Below are 18492 nucleotides of genomic sequence, written 5' to 3'. Positions count from 1 at the left end.
TCATCCGGTCGCTGCGCGAAATCCGTCAGCCGGGCACAAAAATTACGGCGTGGAAAACTTTTTCACCCGCCGTGTCGGTAAGGCATTGGCCGGATCATCAGGCCACAGATGTTTAGGATAGCGCCCTTTCATCTCTTTCTGTACTTCACGCCAGGCACCGGCCCAGAATCCGGCCAGATCGCGGGTGATTTGCAGCGGCCGCTGCGCCGGAGATAACAGCTCCAGCACCAGCGCGACGCGCCCCTGTGCAATGCAGGGGTTTTGCGCCTCGCCGTACATCTCCTGCAGGCGCACCGCCAGCGCCGGAGGCTTATCCTGATAATAGCGGATCGGCAGCCGGCTTCCGGTCGGCACAGTGTAATGAGTTGGCAGCGCACTATCCAGCTGCTGACGCTGGGTCCATGTGAGAAATTGTAATAATGCGTTGGCCATATCCAGCTGGCGCAGCCCTTTTGCATCACGCACGCCCCCCATTGTCGGCAGCAGCCACTGTTCCAGCGAAGCCAGCAGCGCGCGCTCGTCGGCAGCCGGCCAGTCGCCTTCCGGCAGCCACTGCGCGGCGCACAGCAATCGCAGCCGCAGCTGTTCCGCCTGCGGCGTCCAGTTGAGCACCGATAATCCCTTCTGCCTGATCCAGCGCAGCATCGCCGCGTGCAGTTCGTCTTCGTCAGGTTTTGCCAGCGGCTGCGACCTCAGTACCAGCTGACCAATCTGCTCACGCCGCCAGGCGCGCAGCGTGCCTTTTTCCTCGTCCCACTCCACCTCAGTCTGCTGCTGTACCAGCGCAGGGCACTGACGGATCAGCAGGTCAATATCCAGCGGCAGCGCTTGCAGAATGCGCGCATCCGGCTGGGCATTACCCTGTAACAGGGCGGGGGCAATCAGCCATTCATGGCGTGTCAGGCCATCTTCGCGATCGAGCGCAGCACCGCTGCCGTTAGCCAACTGGTAGCGACCCTCTGCCCCGCGCCGCCGGGCGATGCGGTCAGGAAAGGCAGCGGCCAACAGCTCGGCCAGCCTTCCCTCATCCGTTGTGCCGCCGCTGATCTTCAGGCGCTGCTGGAGCTGGCGCGCGCGCCGCTGCCACTGCGGCAATCGGCGCTGGAAACCGTCACGCAGATCGACCGATCCCCGCATCGGCTCCTCCAGCATTGCCACCAGCTGGGCCGCCGTGGCGACCGCATCCGCATTCTCTCCGGCGGCAATCAGCAGGGCCGCATAGCGCGGTTCGCTGCCGAGCGCCGCCATTTTGCGCCCGCTGCCGGTGAGCCTGCCTTCACCGTCGGTTGCCCCCAGCTGCAACAGCAGCCGTTGGGCGGCGGCAATAGCGGCGGGCGGCGGTGCATCCAGCCAGTTGAGCTGACTGACGTCGCGGCAGCCCCACTGCAACAGATCCAGCCACAGGGCGGAGAGGTCGCTGTTCAGGATTTCAGGTTCACCCTGCGCCGCCGCGCGCTCCGCCTGTTCCTGTGCCAGCAGATGCAGGCAAATACCCGGCTCCAGTCGCCCGGCGCGCCCGGCGCGCTGGGTCATTGAGGCCTGGCTGATGCGCTGGGTTTGCAGGCGGGTGAGTCCGCTGCGCACGTCAAACAGCGCGCCGCGCTCCAGCGTGCTGTCCACCACCAGGCGAATACCCTCAATGGTCAGGCTGGTTTCAGCGATGTTGGTCGCCAGCACCACTTTACGCCGCCCCACCGGGGAAGGTAGGATCGCCCGCCGCTGCTCGGCCAGCGAGAGCGCGCCGTACAGCGGGCAGAGATCGACATCGCTGGCGATAAGCCCAGCCAGCTGGGTCTGCACGCGCTGAATTTCCGCCACGCCGGGCAGAAACAGCAGCAGCGATCCCGGCTCTTCGCGCAGCAGCTGGCTGGTCTGACGGGCAACCGCCTCCTCAAACCTCAGGCTGCTATTTAACGACTGATAGCGCCGCTCCACCGGCCAGCTGCGTCCGTCCGAGGCGATCAGCGGGGCATCCGGCAGCCATGCGCTTAAGCGTGCATTGTCCAGCGTGGCCGACATAATCAGCACGCGCAGATCGTCACGCAGCGCGGTCTGCACGTCGAGCAGCAGGCTCAGGGCCAGATCGCCCTGCAGGCTGCGCTCGTGGAACTCGTCGAGGATAACCAGTGACACCCCTTCCAGCATCGGGTCCTGTTGCAGCATGCGCGTCAGTATCCCTTCCGTCACCACCTCCAGCCGGGTGTTGGCTCCGCTACGGCTTTCGCCGCGCATGCGGTAGCCAACGGTCGCCCCCGGTTCTTCGCCCAGCTGTTCCGCCAGCCGCTGGGCAACATTGCGCGCTGCCAGCCGGCGCGGTTCCAGCAGCAGAATACGCCCGGTAAGCCCGGCCAGTTGCAGGATCTGTAATGGCAGCCAGGTCGATTTACCCGCCCCGGTCGGGGCGGCCAGCAGAATTTGGGGTGAAGATTGCAGCGCGGTTAACAGCTCGGGTAATACGGCGCTGACCGGTAATGAGCTCACGTTTTGACTCCATAACAACATGGTCTAAATCTGCTGCGCATTGTAGCATTGGCGCGTTTGATTTACCGGAGGTGCGGGTGGGTGAAGTAAAACGATTGTTTTTGGGTCTGACACTGCCGCAGGCATGTCAGCAGAACATCATTCTGCTGACGTGCAGAGACCTTCCCGGCGGAAGCCGGGCGGTCGGTGCTGGCCGATGCGCTGCCTCTACGGAAATCGCCGCAGGGTCACTATCATAAGGAATGGCTATGGAATTTAGTCCCGCTTTGCGCCCCGCGCGGCTGGTGAAACGCTACAAACGCTTTCTGGCTGACGTGATAACTCCGGAGGGAGAAGCGCTGACCCTTCACTGTGCCAATACCGGGGCGATGACCGGCTGCGCCACGCCGGGCGATACCGTCTGGTATTCCACATCGGCCAGCCCGACGCGAAAATACCCGCACAGCTGGGAGCTAACGGAGACACAACAGGGGCACTGGATTTGCGTTAATACGCTACGCGCCAACGGATCCGTGCGTGAAGCGCTGATCGCCGGACAGATTGCCGAGCTGACGGGTTACCCAACGCTGCTGTCTGAAGTGAAGTACGGCAGTGAAAAAAGTCGCATTGATTTCCTGTTACAGGCAGATAATCGCCGCAACTGCTATATTGAAGTCAAATCGGTAACCCTGTTGCAGCAGGGTAAAGGATACTTCCCGGATGCGGTGACTACACGCGGGCAGAAGCATCTGCGCGAACTGAGTCATATCGCTCAATCCGGCCAGCGTGCGGTGCTGCTTTACGCCGTGCTGCATTCGGGTATTGATCACGTTTTGCCCGCGAAACATATTGATGCGCGTTATGCCGAATTGCTGGAACAGGCGCGTCAAAATGGTGTCGAAGTTCTATGCTATAAGGCGCAATTATCCCCGCACGGGATCGTGCTACAGGGTGCGCTGAAAGGGGAGTTGTAAAATATCGTGCAATTTGCTTTTATACGGCGCTAATTGTCTCTCCCGTTTACCGGATGCTCACCAAAAAGCGGTGTGGCGGCGGTTTGCGGAAGGACAGCAGGTTGCCAAATACGCTTTTCTTCACATGCCTGTCAAGGCGTGTTCAGGAAAAATTGCTAACCTTGACCGCTTCTGTTATTTATAGCGGCCTGTTTTTTCCCCTTGTGGGATCGATACCCAAGTATTTTGGCGTGCAGGAAAGGGCTTACGCCCCTGCCCCCTGAATATTGAAGGGTGTGTAGTGCGTGTTATCCAGGAGACACAACATGCAAGAAGGGCAAAGCCGTAAAACTTCGTCACTGAGTATTCTCGCCATCGCTGGGGTGGAGCCGTATCAAGAGAAGCCTGGCGAAGAGTATATGAATGAAGCCCAGCTGGAGCACTTCAAGAAAATTCTTGAAGCGTGGCGTAATCAGCTTCGGGACGAAGTCGATCGTACGGTCACACATATGCAGGACGAAGCTGCAAACTTCCCGGATCCGGTCGACCGTGCCGCTCAGGAAGAAGAGTTCAGTCTTGAACTGCGTAACCGCGACCGCGAGCGCAAGTTGATTAAAAAGATTGAGAAGACCCTGAAAAAGGTTGAAGACGACGATTTTGGCTACTGTGAATCCTGTGGCGTTGAAATCGGTATCCGTCGTCTTGAAGCGCGTCCTACCGCCGATCTGTGCATCGACTGTAAAACGCTGGCGGAAATCCGCGAAAAGCAGATGGCTGGCTAACGGCCTGTAGATTGTGCAGTGAAGCAAAAGATCGCTTCCGATCGCGCTTCACTGCCCATCTTTTCTCAATATGTCAGCATCCTATATCGGGCGTTTCGCCCCATCCCCCTCCGGCGACCTGCATTTTGGCTCCCTGATTGCTGCCTTAGGCAGTTACCTTCAGGCGCGCGCGCAGCGCGGCGTCTGGCTGGTTCGCATCGAAGATCTCGACCCACCGCGTGAGGTGCCCGGCGCGGCAGCGCGTATTTTGCAGCAGCTGGAAGACTACGGTCTTGAGTGGGACGGCGAGGTGCTATGGCAATCGCAACGCCACGAGGCCTATCGCGCAGCCCTTGACCAGCTTCAGCAACAGGGAAAGAGCTATTACTGCACCTGCCCTCGTCGCCGCATTCAGCAGCGCGGCGGGCTGTATGACGGCCACTGCCGGGAGCTGCTCCATGGCCCTGAGCAGGCCGCCATGCGTCTTAAAGTGGACAACCCGGTATTCACTTTTCACGACAGGCTGCGCGGACGCGTCCAGACTGACCCGCAGCTGGCGCAGGAAGATTTTATCATTCATCGCCGGGATGGACTGTTTGCTTATAACCTGGCGGTCGTGGTGGATGACCATTTTCAGGGCATCACGGAAGTGGTACGCGGTGCGGATTTAATTGAGCCAACGGTGCGGCAAATCACGCTTTATCAGCAGCTTGGCTGGCTCGCGCCGCACCATTTACATCTGCCGCTGGCAATCAATCACGACGGTAATAAACTGTCGAAGCAAAATCATGCGCCACCGTTACCGGCTGGCGATCCGCGCCCGTCGCTGGTGCAGGCCCTGCGTTTTCTCGGCCAGACTGCAGGCGATGACTGGCGCGATTTAACGCCCGCCGCGCTGTTACGGCAGGCAATTATCGACTGGCAGCAGGCTAAAATCCCCAGAAACAACGCTATGCTGACTGATACGGCGACTTCGGCATTCTCAAATGGCTCACTCTGAGCTATGATTAGCCGCTGTTTTTATCGACCAGATTTTTTTGTCACTATCGAGGTGTCCCATTTTTACCCGAGTTGCTAATTTTTGCCGTAAAGTCCTTAGTCGCGAAGAAGCGGCCCCCGCCGAGATCGCGGAAGTGCGTCAGGTGGCGATCGTTCCACGTGACAGTCATAACATCTCGCGCAAGGACATCAGTGAAAATGCCCTCAAGGTGCTGTATCGCCTGAATAAAGCGGGATACGAAGCCTATCTGGTTGGCGGCGGCGTGCGCGATCTGCTGCTGGGTAAAAAGCCGAAAGACTTTGATGTGACCACCAACGCCACGCCGGATCAGATGCGCAAGCTGTTCCGCAACTGCCGTCTGGTGGGCCGCCGCTTCCGCCTCGCCCACGTCATGTTCGGCCCGGAAATTATCGAGGTCGCCACCTTCCGTGGCCACCACGAAGCCGAACAGCAGGCTGTTGACGATCGTAACAGCTCACAGCGCGACCAGAACGGCATGCTGCTGCGGGATAATATTTTCGGCACGATTGAAGATGACGCCCAGCGCCGCGATCTGACGATCAACAGCCTCTATTACAGCGTTGCCGATTTCACGGTGCGTGATTATGTTGGTGGCCTGAGCGATCTGCAGCAGGGCATCATCCGCATGATCGGCGACCCGGAAACCCGCTACCGTGAAGACCCGGTACGCATGCTGCGCGTGGTGCGCTTTGCCGCCAAGCTGGACATGAGCATCGCCGCCGAGACCGGGGAACCCATCCCGCGTCTGGCCACCCTGCTGCACGATATTCCCCCTGCGCGTCTGTTTGAAGAGACGCTGAAGTTGCTACAGGCCGGTTATGGTCACAGCACCTACCTCAAGCTGCTTGAATACCAGCTGTTCCAGCCGCTGTTCCCGACGATTACGCGCTACGTCACGGAACAGGGTGACAGTAATATGGAGCGGATGATCCTGCTGGTGCTGAAAAATACCGATACGCGCATCCATAACCAGATGCGCGTTAATCCGGCCTTCCTGTTTGCCGCGATGTTCTGGTATCCCCAGCTGGAAATGGCGCAGAAAATTGCCCAGGAGAGTGGCCTCGTCTATTACGATGCCTTCGCACTGGCGATGAATGAAGTGCTGGATGAAGCCTGTCGCTCTCTGGCGATCCCTAAACGCATTACCACACTGGTGCGCGATATCTGGCAGCTGCAGCTGCGCCTGTCACGCCGCCACGGTAAACGTGCGTGGAAGCTGATGGAGCACCCTAAATTCCGCGCCGCCTACGATCTGCTGGCGCTGCGTGCCGAAGTGGAAAATAACCACGAGCTGCAGCGGCTTACGACCTGGTGGAGCGAATTCCAGGTCTCCGCACCGCCGCAGCAGAAGACGATGATGAACACCCTCGGTGACGATCCGGCCCCGCGCCGCCGCACCCGCCGCCCACGCAAGCGTGTACTCGGCAACGCACGCCGTGACGGCGGCAACAGCAACAGCCAGCAATGATCCGCGTTTATCTGGCGCTGGGCAGTAATTTGGCCGACCCGCTGCATCAGGTGCAATGCGCGCTTGATGCGCTGGCGGCAATGCCTGATTGTCAGCTGGTGGCCATCTCTTCCCTGTACCGCACGCCACCCTATGGCCCGCCGGATCAGCCCGATTTTCTTAACGCGGCGGTGGCGCTCGATACCGGGCTTAACGCTGAAGCGCTGCTGGACCACACCCAACGTATTGAGCTGGAACAGGGCCGCGTACGCAAAGCGCACCGCTGGGGCCCACGCACGCTAGACCTTGATATCATGCTGTTCGGTGAACAGACGCTAAACACCCCCCGCCTGACGGTGCCGCATTACGATATGCACAACCGTGCCTTTATGCTGATGCCGCTGCTGGAGATCGCCCCATCGCTCTGCCTGCCGGACGGCAGACGGCTGGCTGATATATTCGCTACCCTCGACAGCAGTGCCATTCGCCCCTGGTGAGCAGCCTGTGTATCGGCTATGCGGGCCTCTTTCATTGCTTTAAAATACGCCAAACAGAAGATTCCTGATGAGGATACGATGAAACCAACTACCGTCTCGACGTTACGCCAGTGGAAACAGCAGGGGGAGAAGTTCGCCTCTATTACCGCTTATGATTTCAGCTTTGCCCGTCTGTTTGCCGATGAAGGCATCCAGGTGATGCTGGTCGGCGACTCGCTGGGCATGGTGGTACAGGGCCACGATTCGACGCTGCCGGTGACCCTGGCCGATATTGTCTATCATACCGAGGTGGTGCGCCGTGGAGCGCCCGCCGCGCTGCTGCTCGCCGATCTGCCGTTTATGAGCTACGCCACGCCGGAGCAAACCTTTGACAGCGCGGCACGGCTGATGCGCGCCGGGGCGAATATGGTTAAACTGGAAGGCGGAAAATGGCTGGCGGAAACGGTTAAACAGCTTACCGAGCGTGCCGTGCCGGTCTGCGGCCATCTCGGCCTGACGCCGCAGTCGGTGAATATTTTCGGTGGTTATAAGGTGCAGGGCCGTGACGCTGAAGCGGCCGACCTGCTGCTGGAAGATGCCCTGGCGCTTGAAGCCGCCGGTATGCAGCTGCTGGTTCTGGAGTGCGTTCCGGTCGCGCTGGCGAAACGTGTGACCGAAGCGCTGAGTATTCCGGTTATCGGCATCGGTGCCGGTAACGCCACCGATGGCCAGATCCTGGTGATGCACGATGCCTTTGGGATCACCGGCGGCCATATTCCTAAATTTGCCAAGAACTTCCTCGCCGAAACCGGAGATATTCGCGCCGCCGTGCGCCAGTATGTGGAAGAAGTCAAAGCCGGCAGCTACCCGGCCGAACAACACAGCTTTCAGTAAACGAGGAGTCACAGCGTGCTGATTATTGAAACCCTGCCGATGCTGCGCCGTGAAGTGCGGCGCTGGCGTCAGGATGGCAAACGTGTTGCGCTGGTTCCCACCATGGGCAACCTGCATGACGGACATATGACGCTGGTCGATGAAGCGCGCGAACGTGCGGATATCGTCATCGTCTCGATTTTTGTCAACCCGATGCAGTTTGAACGCGCTGACGATCTGGCGCGCTATCCGCGTACCCTCCAGGAGGATTGCGAAAAGCTGAATCGCCGTGGCGTTGACCTGGTGTTCTCCCCGGCTCCCGCAGATATCTACCCTCATGGGGTGGATGGACAGACCTTTGTTGATGTCCCCAGCCTGTCCACCCTGTTAGAAGGCGCAAGCCGTCCCGGCCATTTTCGCGGCGTGTCCACCATCGTCAGCAAGCTGTTTAACCTGGTGCAGCCGGATCTCGCCTGCTTCGGTGAAAAAGATTATCAGCAGCTGGCGCTGATCCGCAAAATGGTGGCGGATATGGGCTACGATATTGATATTATCGGCGTACCCACCGTGCGCGCCAAAGATGGTCTGGCGCTCAGCTCGCGCAATGGTTACCTGACGGCAGAAGAGCGCAAAATCGCCCCCCTGCTAAGTAAAGTGATGCAGCAAATCGCTGAACGGCTCGGTCAGGGAGAACGCCACGTTGAGGAGATGATGATCAGCGCTGAAAACACGCTGGCTGAAAACGGTCTGCGGGCCGATGGCCTGGCGATAGTCGATGCCGATACGCTGCTGCCGCTGAACGTTGACAGCCAGCGGGCGGTGATTTTAATGGCAGCATGGCTCGGCAAGGCACGCCTGATTGATAATCAGCAGGTCGACCTCACACAGTAGACAGCAGCGCCGGTTCAAATAATACTGGCGTCCGTTTTTGAATTGATCGCAGAGTAATGAATGATGAATCGTACTATGTTGCAGGGCAAACTCCACCGGGTGAAGGTCACTCAGGCAGACCTGAATTACGAAGGTTCCTGCGCCATCGACCAGGATTTTCTCGACGCCTCCGGCATTCTGCAATACGAGGCTGTCGATATTTATAACGTGAATAACGGCCAGCGTTTCTCCACCTACGCTATCGCCGCCGAACGCGGTTCTAAAATCATCTCGGTTAACGGCGCAGCAGCACGCTGTGCCTGTGAAGGTGACCTGCTGATTATCTGTTCTTACGTGCAGATGTCGGATGAGCAGGCGCGCGAATGGCAGCCTAAGGTGGCCTATTTCGAAGGTGATAATCAGATGAAACGCGTAGCGAAGGCGGTTCCGGTTCAGGTCGCATAATCCGCACAGCTCCTTAACAGGGGCCACCTTCAGACAAGGGCCGAACGGTTATGCCGTTCGGCCCTTGTCATATCATCAGGTACGCAGCCCGCGTCCACGCTGGATCAATCCCCACACCAGCGCATAAAACACCAGAATAAACGCCACCAGCACACCGAGGGTGAACCCCAGCGGCACGTCGTTTATGCCAAGAAAACCGTAGCGGAAGCCGCTTATCATATAGACGATCGGATTCAGCTTCGACACCATCTGCCACACCGGCGGCAGCAGCGACAGCGAATAAAACACGCCGCCAAGATAGGTTAACGGCGTTAACACAAAGGTCGGGATCAGGCTGATATCATCAAAGGTGCGGGCAAACACCGCGTTCAGCAGGCCCGCCAGCGAGAACAGTATCGCCGTCAGCAGCAGGGTCACCGCCACCATCAGCCATGAGTGTACGTGGAACGGAACGAAGAACAGCGAGATCGCCGTCACCAGCACGCCGACGCAGACCCCGCGCGCCACGCCGCCGCCAACGTAGCCAGCAATAATCACATGGGTTGGCACCGGAGCCACCAGCAGCTCTTCGATGTTGCGCTGAAATTTGGCGCTGAAGAAAGAGGAGGCCACGTTGGCGTAAGCATTTGTGATCACCGCCATCATAATCAGCCCCGGCACGATAAACTGCATATAGCTAAAGCCGTGCATTTCACCAATGCGTGAACCGATCAAATTGCCAAAAATAATAAAGTAGAGCGTCATGGTGATAACCGGCGGCACCAATGTCTGGATCCAGATGCGCGCAAAACGGTTAACTTCCTTGCCCCAGATACTCTTCAGGGCCACCCAATACAAATGTGTCATGCTTTGTCTCCTTTGCGGCCGTTTACCAGGTCCACAAACAGCTCCTCAAGACGGTTTGCCTTGTTGCGCATACTTAAAACCTGCACGCCCTGGTGGCTAAGCTGGCTAAATACGCTGTTCATCCCCTGCTCGCGCAGCACTTCAACCTCCAGGGTTGTGGTATCGGTTAGCCGGTACTGAAAGCCTTCTAGCCTTGGCAGCGGGCTTTTTGCAGCCAGATCGAGGATGAACGTTTCCGATTTCAGTTTAGCCAGCAGCCCCTTCATCGAGGTATTTTCCACCAGCTCACCGTGCTGGATAATGCCAATGTTACGGCACAGCATCTCCGCTTCTTCAAGATAATGCGTGGTGAGAATAATAGTGGTTCCCTGCGCATTCAGCTGCTGGAGGAAGCTCCACATGGAGCGGCGTAGCTCAATATCAACCCCGGCGGTCGGTTCATCGAGGATCAGCAGTTTCGGTTCGTGCATCAGGGCGCGGGCAATCATCAGACGGCGTTTCATGCCGCCGGACAGCATACGCGCGCGCTCATGACGTTTGTCCCACAAATCCAACTGCGTCAGATATTTTTCAGCCCGTTGCAACGCGACCGCCTTTTCCACGCCGTATAATCCGGCCTGGCTCACCACTATCTGCATGACGGTTTCGAACTGGTTAAAATTGAACTCCTGCGGCACCAGCCCCAGCTGCCGTTTCGCGTTGACCATATCTTTTTGCAGGTCATAGCCGAACACACGCACCTTTCCGGCGGTTTTATTCACCAGCGAGCTGATGATGCCAATAGTGGTCGATTTACCCGCGCCGTTAGGCCCGAGCAGGGCATAGAAGTCGCCGGCTTCGACGGCAAGATCAATGCCTCTGAGCGCCTGAACCCCGCCCTGGTAGGTTTTGGTTAGCTTTTCAAGTTCCAGTGCATAAGTCATAAGTTAATAAGTGCCCTGTTTTAGTTATATCCGCGATATTTAGCGCAGCGGCTCAGCGTGCGGGAGAGGTCTGTCTCGATCACCGTTATGCTACTCGATTTTTCGGTTAGTGATTTTTCGTTAGTCGTTTTCAATTATGCTGCGCTGGCCTATATTATTGCCACGCATTTTGAGCTATTGGTTAGCACACTCATGAAAGATATCAGCACCCTTATCAGCAACAATCGCCAGTGGTCCAGACTGCTCAAAGAAGAAGATCCCGGCTTTTTTGAACGCCTGTCTTTGGCGCAAAAGCCCCGTTTTCTCTGGATTGGCTGTTCAGACAGCCGCGTACCCGCCGAGCGCCTGACCGGGCTGGAGCCGGGCGAACTGTTTGTTCACCGCAACGTCGCCAACCTTGTCGTCCACACTGATTTAAACTGCCTTTCGGTGGTGCAGTACGCGGTCGAAGTGCTGGAAGTTGAACACATTATCATCTGTGGTCACTACGGCTGCGGCGGTGTTCAGGCTGCGCTGGAAAATCCGGAACTGGGGCTGATTGACAACTGGCTGCTGCATATCCGCGATTTATGGTACAAGCATAGCGCGTTATTGGGCGAACTGCCGCCGGAGAAGCGCGTGGACAAGCTCTGTGAGATCAATGTTATCGAACAGGTCTACAACCTGGGCCACTCCACCATCATGCAGTCCGCGTGGAAGCGGGGTCAGCAGGTTAATCTTCATGGCTGGGTGTACGGCATTCAGGACGGCTACCTGCGCGACCTGGAGGTTTCGGCCACCAACCGTGAAACGCTGGAGCAGCGCTACCGCCACGGCATTGCGAATTTGCTCAACGACCCGGACCTTAATCCATAATCGGCATACGGTTGCAGGCACCGGGCGGGTCCGCCTTCACAAAAGCCGCATATGTTATAGCAGGCCGGCATTTGCGGCCTTAGTCTATCGTGCTGTTGCGCGCCAGGCGGGCCTATTCGTCGAGCAGTACCACTTTGCCCACATACGGCAAATGGCGATAGCGCTGGGCGTAATCAATGCCGTAACCCACCACAAACTCATCGGGAATGGCAAAACCAACGTACTCAACCGGAACGTCCACCTCACGCCTTGAAGGCTTATCCAACAGAGTACATATCGCCATTGATTTTGGTCCACGCAGGCTAAGGATTTCACGCACTTTGCTTAACGTATTACCTGAATCGATAATATCCTCAACGATCAGCACATCTTTACCGCGAATATCTTCGTCCAAATCCTTGAGGATTTTCACGTCTCTGGAACTGGTCGTGCTATTGCCGTAGCTGGAAGCGGTCATAAAATCGACTTCGTGAGAAACGTCGATGGCGCGGCAAAGATCGGCCATAAACATAAACGAGCCGCGCAGCAGGCCTACCAGCACCATATCGCTGCCGCTGTTGCGGTAGTGTTCACTGATTTGCAGACCTAATTCGGTAATACGGGAGGCGATTTCAGCCTCAGAGATCATAACTTCTACGGTGTGTTTCATCATTAGCGGTTCGTCGATTGCTTTGGGAAAGCGGCAAAGTTTACCACACTTCACCGGCTTTACGCTCATCGTTGCGCAACAGAGTGGTGGCACCGGGCCTTGCAGACATATGGACTGCTATACGTGAAGACAGCCCTATTTCATATGGCATAATGATGTAACCTTAGAGCAATTATTCATTTATCGCCCTATCTGGCCTCGTGTTAGCTTACCCACCATAATGATAAAACGTGCCGCTTCGGCAGGAGATCTTATGGCTTCCTCTCACTCTAAAAAAACCCATATCGGCCAGCGCGAGCTACAGCCTGAAACCCAGATGCTGAATTACGGCTATGATCCTGCGTTATCAGAAGGCGCGGTCAAACCGCCGGTGTTTCTGACATCAACCTTTGTTTTTAACAGTGCCGAAGAAGGGCGCGATTTCTTTGACTATGTTTCCGGACGACGCGAGCCGCCTACCGGAGAAGGCAACGGGCTGGTTTATTCGCGTTTCAACCATCCCAACAGCGAAATTGTGGAAGACAGGCTGGCCATTTATGAACGCACCGAAAGCGCGGCGCTGTTCTCATCCGGCATGTCGGCTATCGCTACCACGTTGCTCACCTTTGTCAGGCCCGGTGACACCATTCTCCATTCGCAGCCGCTGTACGGTGGTAGCGAAACGCTGCTGGGTAAAACCTTTAGCAATCTTGGCGTGGCGGCAGTCGGCTTTGCCGACGGGATCGATGAAGCCTCTGTTCAGGCTGCGGCAGATAAGGCGATGGCACAGGGGCGCGTATCGGCGATCCTGATTGAGTCTCCGGCCAACCCGACAAATAGCCTGGTGGACATTGCCTTAATGAAGCGCGTGGCCGATCGTATTGAACGACAGCAGCAGCACCGTCCGGTCGTCGCCTGCGACAATACCCTGCTCGGCCCGGTATTCTCCCGCCCGACCGAACACGGCGCGGATATCTCGCTCTACTCGCTCACCAAGTATGTGGGTGGGCATTCCGATCTTATCGCCGGTGCAGCAATAGGCAACCGGGCGCTGATCCGTCAGGTCAAAGCATTGCGCAGCGCCATCGGCACGCAGCTCGATCCGCACTCCAGCTGGATGATTGGACGCTCGCTGGAGACGCTTGCGCTGCGTATGGAGCGCGCCAACGACAATGCTGCCGCGGTGGCGGGCTTCCTGCGCAGCCACCCCAAGGTTGAACAGATCCACTATCTGCCGTTCCTCAGCCCGGATTCCGCGGCGGGGAAAATTTTCAGCGCCCAGTGTAGCGGAGCCGGATCGACCTTCTCTTTCGATATCCGTGGCGGTCAGGATGCGGCATTCCGCTTTCTCAATAACCTGCAGCTGTTCAAACTGGCGGTCAGCCTGGGAGGTACGGAGTCTCTTGCCAGCCATCCGGCCAGCACCACCCATTCCGGGGTAGCGCTGGATGTGCGGGAACGTATTGGCATTAAATCGACCACCGTCCGTTTATCCATTGGTATCGAGAATAAGGATGATTTGCTTGAGGATCTGCGGCTGGCGCTGGAGGGATAAAGTTCAACGCTAGCGCTGTTACAACAAGACAGGATGCAGCCGATTTTAACGGACGCCAGCTTATTCTCGACCAGAGGCAACATTTCCTGCGGCTCTGTGGGTGGTATACCCACAGGGCCGCGCGTAGGCCAGGCCAAGCGAGGCGGGTCGCCCGGAGAGGCGGTATTTATTGCATAATCTATCGCGCCTGGTTGTAGCAAAAGTTTTTATATTCAGACTAATAGGAACAGGTGCGTTTTTACACCAACCTGGATTGGAAAAAGGAGAAACTTTCAGACCGATTAAATCGTTGCAATTTCTCACTTAAGATTATTAATATACTTTTACCTTGTGGAGAGAGCGGCATGCCCTTTTCTAAAGAGACCTGCTTTTCGTGTTTAATAAAAGCTTCAGATCCCGGTAAAAAGGTCTGCCAAGAAGAAAGAAATGAGAAATATTTTTGCACCCTACCTTGGAAAGGGCGGATAGCTTATGCGCACTGACGGTTTTAGGGCAAATGTTTAGCTGCAAACTGATTTCAGTTTCCTTCCCCCCCCTAAAAATCTCAAGAATAATATTCATCTCTCTGTTTGTCAGGCCTCTTTTCCTTTCAAACTTAGGACACCATTTGGCTAAATTAATTTTCTCCTGATTTGAAGCTAACTCTGAAAAGAATGAAAAACTTAATTTACGATCAACTTTGCACAGGCCGGGATAAAGCATATCGGTAATGATCTCCTGAAAAATATTTGATGTCAGCATTACAATGTCTTCAGGCCTTCTGTTTTTTATCATTTTTTCATAAAAAGAGGTCTCATTGCTTGATTTAAAAAAAGACCAGGAGAGCATATCTATTATGAGCATAGCGTCAGCGCACACGCTTTCTTTCATAAACCTGTCAAATCCTAAGGTTGTCATGGTCAAATTACTTAAACAGGAATACTTCAACCCTAGATAAAAATAGCCATCATCAGTCACTAACACTATTTTTTTAAGCGAACCTGATCTTTGAGCGTAGATATCCATAATTCCCTCTTCGATAACAACTTCCGCCATTCCATTTCAGCCACTATCAAAACCCAAAAACAGATCATTTTCAATGCTTTAAATCAAACGCAGTGTGTTTTTAAAAGTTGATTGATCTATTCTTATTTTAGCTTATGTTAACACTACCCCTTAATTTACTGGAAAGGATATCTGTAAATGTTAGGAATTATAATCGTAATTATCCTGCTGTTAACCATTGCTGCAAGTCTAATCATACATTTTATTCAAACTAAAAAACGTCAACTATACTGCCCAAGAGAGCAGCATCGGAGAAAAAACACAAAAAGGAAAGTGTCTGACAAACACCGAATTTTTTGGAAAAAACAAAGGAGACCAGCCAATAAAGACCAATAAAATCGGAATAGCCGTAGTAATTAATATAAAACTATAATAAGACTATTCCCACCAAACTTAAATAGAAGCCAATCCCCCCGGATTAAAAACTTTAAAATTAAGAACTTTAACCGGGGTTTTTTCTTATTTACATTCACTCTATTTTATCGTGATACAGCAATCAGCTATATAGTACCCGCATTGAATTGTGTTATGTTCGCAAGAGCCAGGCCAGCGGCTTATTCTGAAATAGCAACATGGGTGATAATGATTTTGCTTATCAGTATTGCGCTCGTAAAAAGTGAGATTCTCCCCCCTGCCTGTCTCCGTCAGATCTTCACTTGCCACATTCATGGTGGCATCATCCATCACGGCCCCTAATGATGTAAAACTGCGTTCACAAGATCTGTGCCTCCGTTATAAATAAAAGGCACTGACAGGCTTTAAAGGAAGCCTCGCTGGCCCCTTTTCATTATCAGGTTGCTAAAAATTAACGTTCTGCTGGTACATCAAGCTATGATGCGGGCGTTTCCGAAGTTAACGAGTGACATAACAAGGGAGATGTCTCTGACAATGTGTCGCAGTTTCTCAAATCATCAGAGACAGGGGGAGGTCAAATTAACGGCATATAGGGGTTGGGATTAATAAACCGATTAGGAGCATACTTATCGTAGCCATTTTTCCTGCAATATTCTATTAGCTGATTTAAGGCACTAACGCCAATCTTGTCGTAAATGGAATGCAGATAATTTTCCACCGTATTGTGCGAAATGCTCAATTTCTTAGCGATTTCTTTCGCACTTAATGACTGCAGGGCGAAAAACACCACGTCAAACTCCCGGTCGGTAAACAGGTCGGTGGGTTTACCAAAGGATATGGACTCTGGACATTTGTTATTCTCGAGATGATACATCGAGTAAATTTCTAGCTTTTTGGCCCGTCCCACTACGCCAATGGATTTACCCTCTTTGACCAGTGGGGTTACGTCTGCCAGAAATGGCTGGATCAGCTTCTCCTTGCCGCCATACATAAATGTCATTAGCGTTGGAATAACCTTCTGACTTTCCATAACATTTCTGTCATTAGCCTGAATGATATCAGCAATCTCTGACCAATAAACCGGGCACTCGCTGTCAAGTTTCCCTTCGGGATTAAATCCTTTGGGTAACCCGCTGTAGTGAAGTCCGTAATCATTCATATAAATAAACCTGGAATTATGATCTTTTATATACCAGAACTCATTACTGTGCTCCATATATGAAATCAGAGCATCAAAACTTCTTGAGCGGATATCCATATCTTTATTAAGCGAAAATTCCATATAGTTACTCTCCTTATCCATAACGTCCTCCTTTTCACTCTCGCATGCGGTGATTTTTTCACCTACAAAGGAGGTTACGCTTTGATTTAACGGATCTCAAGCAGTTCTTTTTAACACCTTGCCCCCATCACTATCATCAATTTAACTTATTGAAATGCCGACAAACGGGTCGATAAATGGGCAAAAAATACAATTGCACTTATCATTAAGCTGAAATTTTATCAAGGGTGCTTTTTAAAGGTAACGATACGCTTTTTTTCGTAATAAGCTCTCCATCACCTTAGAGAAGACAGATGTTCAATAGTCACACCAGGAACTTAATTCTATAAAAAAAATTAACTTCATCTTTGGCCGTAATTTTTCTCAGTCAGACGTTATTTCAGCCGTGAGCAGAAACAATTGTTTATTTGTTATCTATCGCCCCACTGTCGTTAATTTCTATAGCAGTGCAGCAGTCACTGCGCTGCTATAGCTTGCTTTGACGGGTACATTTAAGGCGGTCTGTACGCCAGTGAACCGGATCTGTTTAATTTTTTCGCCGATTTTCATCTTCTAAGCTGCCTGTACGGCAGTGAACTCTCCGCAGTTAATCTCATACCCATCGTTACCCTTCTAAGCTGCCTGTACGGCAGTGAACCCGCAGAATTAAAAGCGCTTCCGGGTATCACACTTCTAAGCTACCTGTACGGCAGTGAACGCAGCGTGGAATGCGATACCAATCAGACGTTCTTCTAAGCTGCCTGTACGGCAGTGAACAGCCACAACAGTTATTCCGAGCCGTTCCCGAACTTCTAAGCTGCCTGTACGGCAGTGAACCCATGCGTGACTGGACGGAGCGTGAGCTGGAACTTCTAAGCTGCCTGTACGGCAGTGAACGATGATGCGGAGATTTTCAATGTTCGGAACGCCTTCTAAGCTGCCTGTACGGCAGTGAACAGGAATCCGCATGCAGCTATTAAAGTTTGCCGCTTCTAAGCTGCCTGTACGGCAGTGAACTCAGAATGTCAGTGCAAATCAGACTGCCTGTGCTTCTAAGCTGCCTGTACGGCAGTGAACACTTGTTAGTTCTCTGGGGTAAGCACCTGGGTCTTCTAAGCTGCCTGTACGGCAGTGAACGAGAAAGACCCGGAAACGGAATTTATATTCATCTTCTAAGCTGCCTGTACGGCAGTGAACCCCGATGTACTGGTAGGCGGTACACCATGCCACTTCTAAGCTGCCTGTACGGCAGTGAACAAGTTGGTGTGGGAAACGGGCCAAGTTGGTGTCTTCTAAGCTGCCTGTACGGCAGTGAACACGTAGGCAAAATCTTGGGTGTTCATTTAACACTTCTAAGCTGCCTGTACGGCAGTGAACGACTATATCGACGAAGCAATTCGGGGTTCTGACTTCTAAGCTGCCTGTACGGCAGTGAACATAAGCCACACTGGAATTCGCAGCACCGAACACTTCTAAGCTGCCTGTACGGCAGTGAACTAGGTCGTAAACTGACTGGACAGGCCCAGAAGCTTCTAAGCTGCCTGTACGGCAGTGAACGTTTCATGGTCATGAATGCTTTCCATTTCTCCCTTCTAAGCTGCCTGTACGGCAGTGAACGTCATGATTCAGGCCCAGCTTCAGCGATGCCACTTCTAAGCTGCCTGTACGGCAGTGAACCCGCACAAAGACATTAATGAGTG

General features: G+C 54.0%; 16 protein-coding genes and 1 CRISPR repeat array (1 of these 17 only partly in view). Of the genes, 10 read left to right on the top strand and 6 right to left on the bottom strand.

All coding sequences use genetic code 11. The features are described from left to right. Positions 1-42 precede the first annotated feature (42 nt). On the bottom strand, positions 43-2481 hold the full coding sequence (hrpB, locus tag ETA_RS05395; protein ID WP_042958688.1) for an ATP-dependent helicase HrpB: 2439 nt from the start codon (positions 2479-2481) through the stop codon (positions 43-45). 248 nt (positions 2482-2729) lie between these two features. Between hrpB and sfsA the strand changes: the two genes are divergently transcribed. From sfsA to panD, 8 genes are all read left to right on the top strand, one after another. Beyond that, a complete protein-coding gene (gene sfsA / locus ETA_RS05390; protein WP_012440610.1) occupies positions 2730-3434 on the top strand; it encodes a DNA/RNA nuclease SfsA in 705 nt (234 codons plus the stop codon). A 305-nt stretch (positions 3435-3739) separates the two neighbouring features. Beyond that, positions 3740-4195 carry an RNA polymerase-binding protein DksA gene (gene dksA / locus ETA_RS05385; protein WP_012440609.1) on the top strand — a complete coding sequence of 152 codons (456 nt, stop codon included), beginning with the start codon at positions 3740-3742 and terminating at the stop codon, positions 4193-4195. Between the two features lie 70 nt (positions 4196-4265). Beyond that, on the top strand, positions 4266-5174 hold the full coding sequence (gene gluQRS, locus ETA_RS05380) for a tRNA glutamyl-Q(34) synthetase GluQRS (RefSeq protein WP_012440608.1): 909 nt from the start codon (positions 4266-4268) through the stop codon (positions 5172-5174). A gap of 58 nt (positions 5175-5232) precedes the next feature. After that, the gene (gene pcnB, locus ETA_RS05375; protein WP_231853314.1) at positions 5233-6663 is read left to right on the top strand and encodes a polynucleotide adenylyltransferase PcnB; all 1431 of its coding nucleotides are present in this window, start codon (positions 5233-5235) and stop codon (positions 6661-6663) included. After that, positions 6660-7139: a 2-amino-4-hydroxy-6-hydroxymethyldihydropteridine diphosphokinase gene (gene folK, locus ETA_RS05370; protein WP_012440606.1), complete on the top strand. Its 480-nt coding sequence runs from the start codon at positions 6660-6662 to the stop codon at positions 7137-7139. Before pcnB ends, folK begins: the two co-directional genes overlap by 4 nt. 78 nt (positions 7140-7217) lie before the next feature. Next, positions 7218-8012 (top strand): 3-methyl-2-oxobutanoate hydroxymethyltransferase, encoded by a 795-nt coding sequence (gene panB, locus ETA_RS05365; protein WP_012440605.1) that lies wholly within the window; start codon positions 7218-7220, stop codon positions 8010-8012. A 15-nt stretch (positions 8013-8027) separates the two neighbouring features. After that, the gene (gene panC, locus ETA_RS05360; RefSeq protein ID WP_012440604.1) at positions 8028-8882 is read left to right on the top strand and encodes a pantoate--beta-alanine ligase; all 855 of its coding nucleotides are present in this window, start codon (positions 8028-8030) and stop codon (positions 8880-8882) included. Between the two features lie 63 nt (positions 8883-8945). Beyond that, complete coding sequence (gene panD / locus ETA_RS05355; RefSeq protein WP_012440603.1) at positions 8946-9326, top strand: aspartate 1-decarboxylase; 381 nt, start codon at positions 8946-8948, stop codon at positions 9324-9326. A gap of 75 nt (positions 9327-9401) precedes the next feature. Here the strand turns inward: panD and ETA_RS05350 are convergent, their stop codons facing one another. Further along, the gene (locus ETA_RS05350) at positions 9402-10172 is read right to left on the bottom strand and encodes an ABC transporter permease (RefSeq protein WP_012440602.1); all 771 of its coding nucleotides are present in this window, start codon (positions 10170-10172) and stop codon (positions 9402-9404) included. Further along, a complete protein-coding gene (locus ETA_RS05345; protein ID WP_012440601.1) occupies positions 10169-11095 on the bottom strand; it encodes an ABC transporter ATP-binding protein in 927 nt (308 codons plus the stop codon). The genes ETA_RS05350 and ETA_RS05345 overlap by 4 nt, the downstream gene beginning before the upstream one ends. Before the next feature lie 192 nt (positions 11096-11287). Here ETA_RS05345 and can point away from each other — a divergent pair, with 192 nt between their 5' ends. After that, the gene (gene can, locus ETA_RS05340; RefSeq protein ID WP_012440600.1) at positions 11288-11950 is read left to right on the top strand and encodes a carbonate dehydratase; all 663 of its coding nucleotides are present in this window, start codon (positions 11288-11290) and stop codon (positions 11948-11950) included. Between the two features lie 112 nt (positions 11951-12062). On the opposite strand, the gene hpt is transcribed toward can, so the two are convergent. Continuing rightward, on the bottom strand, positions 12063-12599 hold the full coding sequence (hpt, locus tag ETA_RS05335; protein ID WP_012440599.1) for a hypoxanthine phosphoribosyltransferase: 537 nt from the start codon (positions 12597-12599) through the stop codon (positions 12063-12065). Between the two features lie 253 nt (positions 12600-12852). On the opposite strand from hpt, the gene ETA_RS05330 reads away from it, so the two are divergent. Next, a complete protein-coding gene (locus ETA_RS05330; protein ID WP_012440598.1) occupies positions 12853-14133 on the top strand; it encodes a cystathionine gamma-synthase family protein in 1281 nt (426 codons plus the stop codon). Positions 14134-14487: 354 nt separating this feature from the next. On the opposite strand, the gene ETA_RS05325 is transcribed toward ETA_RS05330, so the two are convergent. Both ETA_RS05325 and ETA_RS05315 read right to left on the bottom strand, forming a co-directional pair. Beyond that, entirely contained in the window at positions 14488-15138 is a 651-nt protein-coding gene (locus ETA_RS05325; RefSeq protein WP_012440597.1) for a helix-turn-helix domain-containing protein, read from the bottom strand. A gap of 967 nt (positions 15139-16105) precedes the next feature. Further along, complete coding sequence (locus ETA_RS05315) at positions 16106-16834, bottom strand: helix-turn-helix transcriptional regulator (protein WP_012440595.1); 729 nt, start codon at positions 16832-16834, stop codon at positions 16106-16108. A gap of 528 nt (positions 16835-17362) precedes the next feature. Then, positions 17363-18492: a CRISPR direct-repeat array (repeat unit 28 nt; unit sequence CTTCTAAGCTGCCTGTACGGCAGTGAAC); it runs 278 nt beyond the window's last position.

It is taken from the genome of Erwinia tasmaniensis Et1/99 (assembly GCF_000026185.1).
Lineage (GTDB): Bacteria > Pseudomonadota > Gammaproteobacteria > Enterobacterales > Enterobacteriaceae > Erwinia > Erwinia tasmaniensis.
The sequence above is the reverse complement of the archived record's forward strand: the minus strand, read 5'-3'. Positions and strand labels throughout refer to the sequence as shown.

What these genes read in the sequence shown, in the direction of transcription:
- ETA_RS05325 (WP_012440597.1), bottom strand. Translation starts at nt 15,138, where the DNA reads ATGGATATCTACGCTCAAAGATCAGGTTCGCTTAAAAAAATAGTGTTA.
- panB (WP_012440605.1), top strand. Translation starts at nt 7,218, where the DNA reads ATGAAACCAACTACCGTCTCGACGTTACGCCAGTGGAAACAGCAGGGG.
- dksA (WP_012440609.1), top strand. Translation starts at nt 3,740, where the DNA reads ATGCAAGAAGGGCAAAGCCGTAAAACTTCGTCACTGAGTATTCTCGCC.
- panD (WP_012440603.1), top strand. Translation starts at nt 8,946, where the DNA reads ATGAATCGTACTATGTTGCAGGGCAAACTCCACCGGGTGAAGGTCACT.
- ETA_RS05345 (WP_012440601.1), bottom strand. Translation starts at nt 11,095, where the DNA reads ATGACTTATGCACTGGAACTTGAAAAGCTAACCAAAACCTACCAGGGC.
- ETA_RS05330 (WP_012440598.1), top strand. Translation starts at nt 12,853, where the DNA reads ATGGCTTCCTCTCACTCTAAAAAAACCCATATCGGCCAGCGCGAGCTA.
- folK (WP_012440606.1), top strand. Translation starts at nt 6,660, where the DNA reads ATGATCCGCGTTTATCTGGCGCTGGGCAGTAATTTGGCCGACCCGCTG.
- hpt (WP_012440599.1), bottom strand. Translation starts at nt 12,599, where the DNA reads ATGAAACACACCGTAGAAGTTATGATCTCTGAGGCTGAAATCGCCTCC.
- sfsA (WP_012440610.1), top strand. Translation starts at nt 2,730, where the DNA reads ATGGAATTTAGTCCCGCTTTGCGCCCCGCGCGGCTGGTGAAACGCTAC.
- ETA_RS05350 (WP_012440602.1), bottom strand. Translation starts at nt 10,172, where the DNA reads ATGACACATTTGTATTGGGTGGCCCTGAAGAGTATCTGGGGCAAGGAA.
- can (WP_012440600.1), top strand. Translation starts at nt 11,288, where the DNA reads ATGAAAGATATCAGCACCCTTATCAGCAACAATCGCCAGTGGTCCAGA.
- gluQRS (WP_012440608.1), top strand. Translation starts at nt 4,266, where the DNA reads ATGTCAGCATCCTATATCGGGCGTTTCGCCCCATCCCCCTCCGGCGAC.
- ETA_RS05315 (WP_012440595.1), bottom strand. Translation starts at nt 16,834, where the DNA reads ATGGATAAGGAGAGTAACTATATGGAATTTTCGCTTAATAAAGATATG.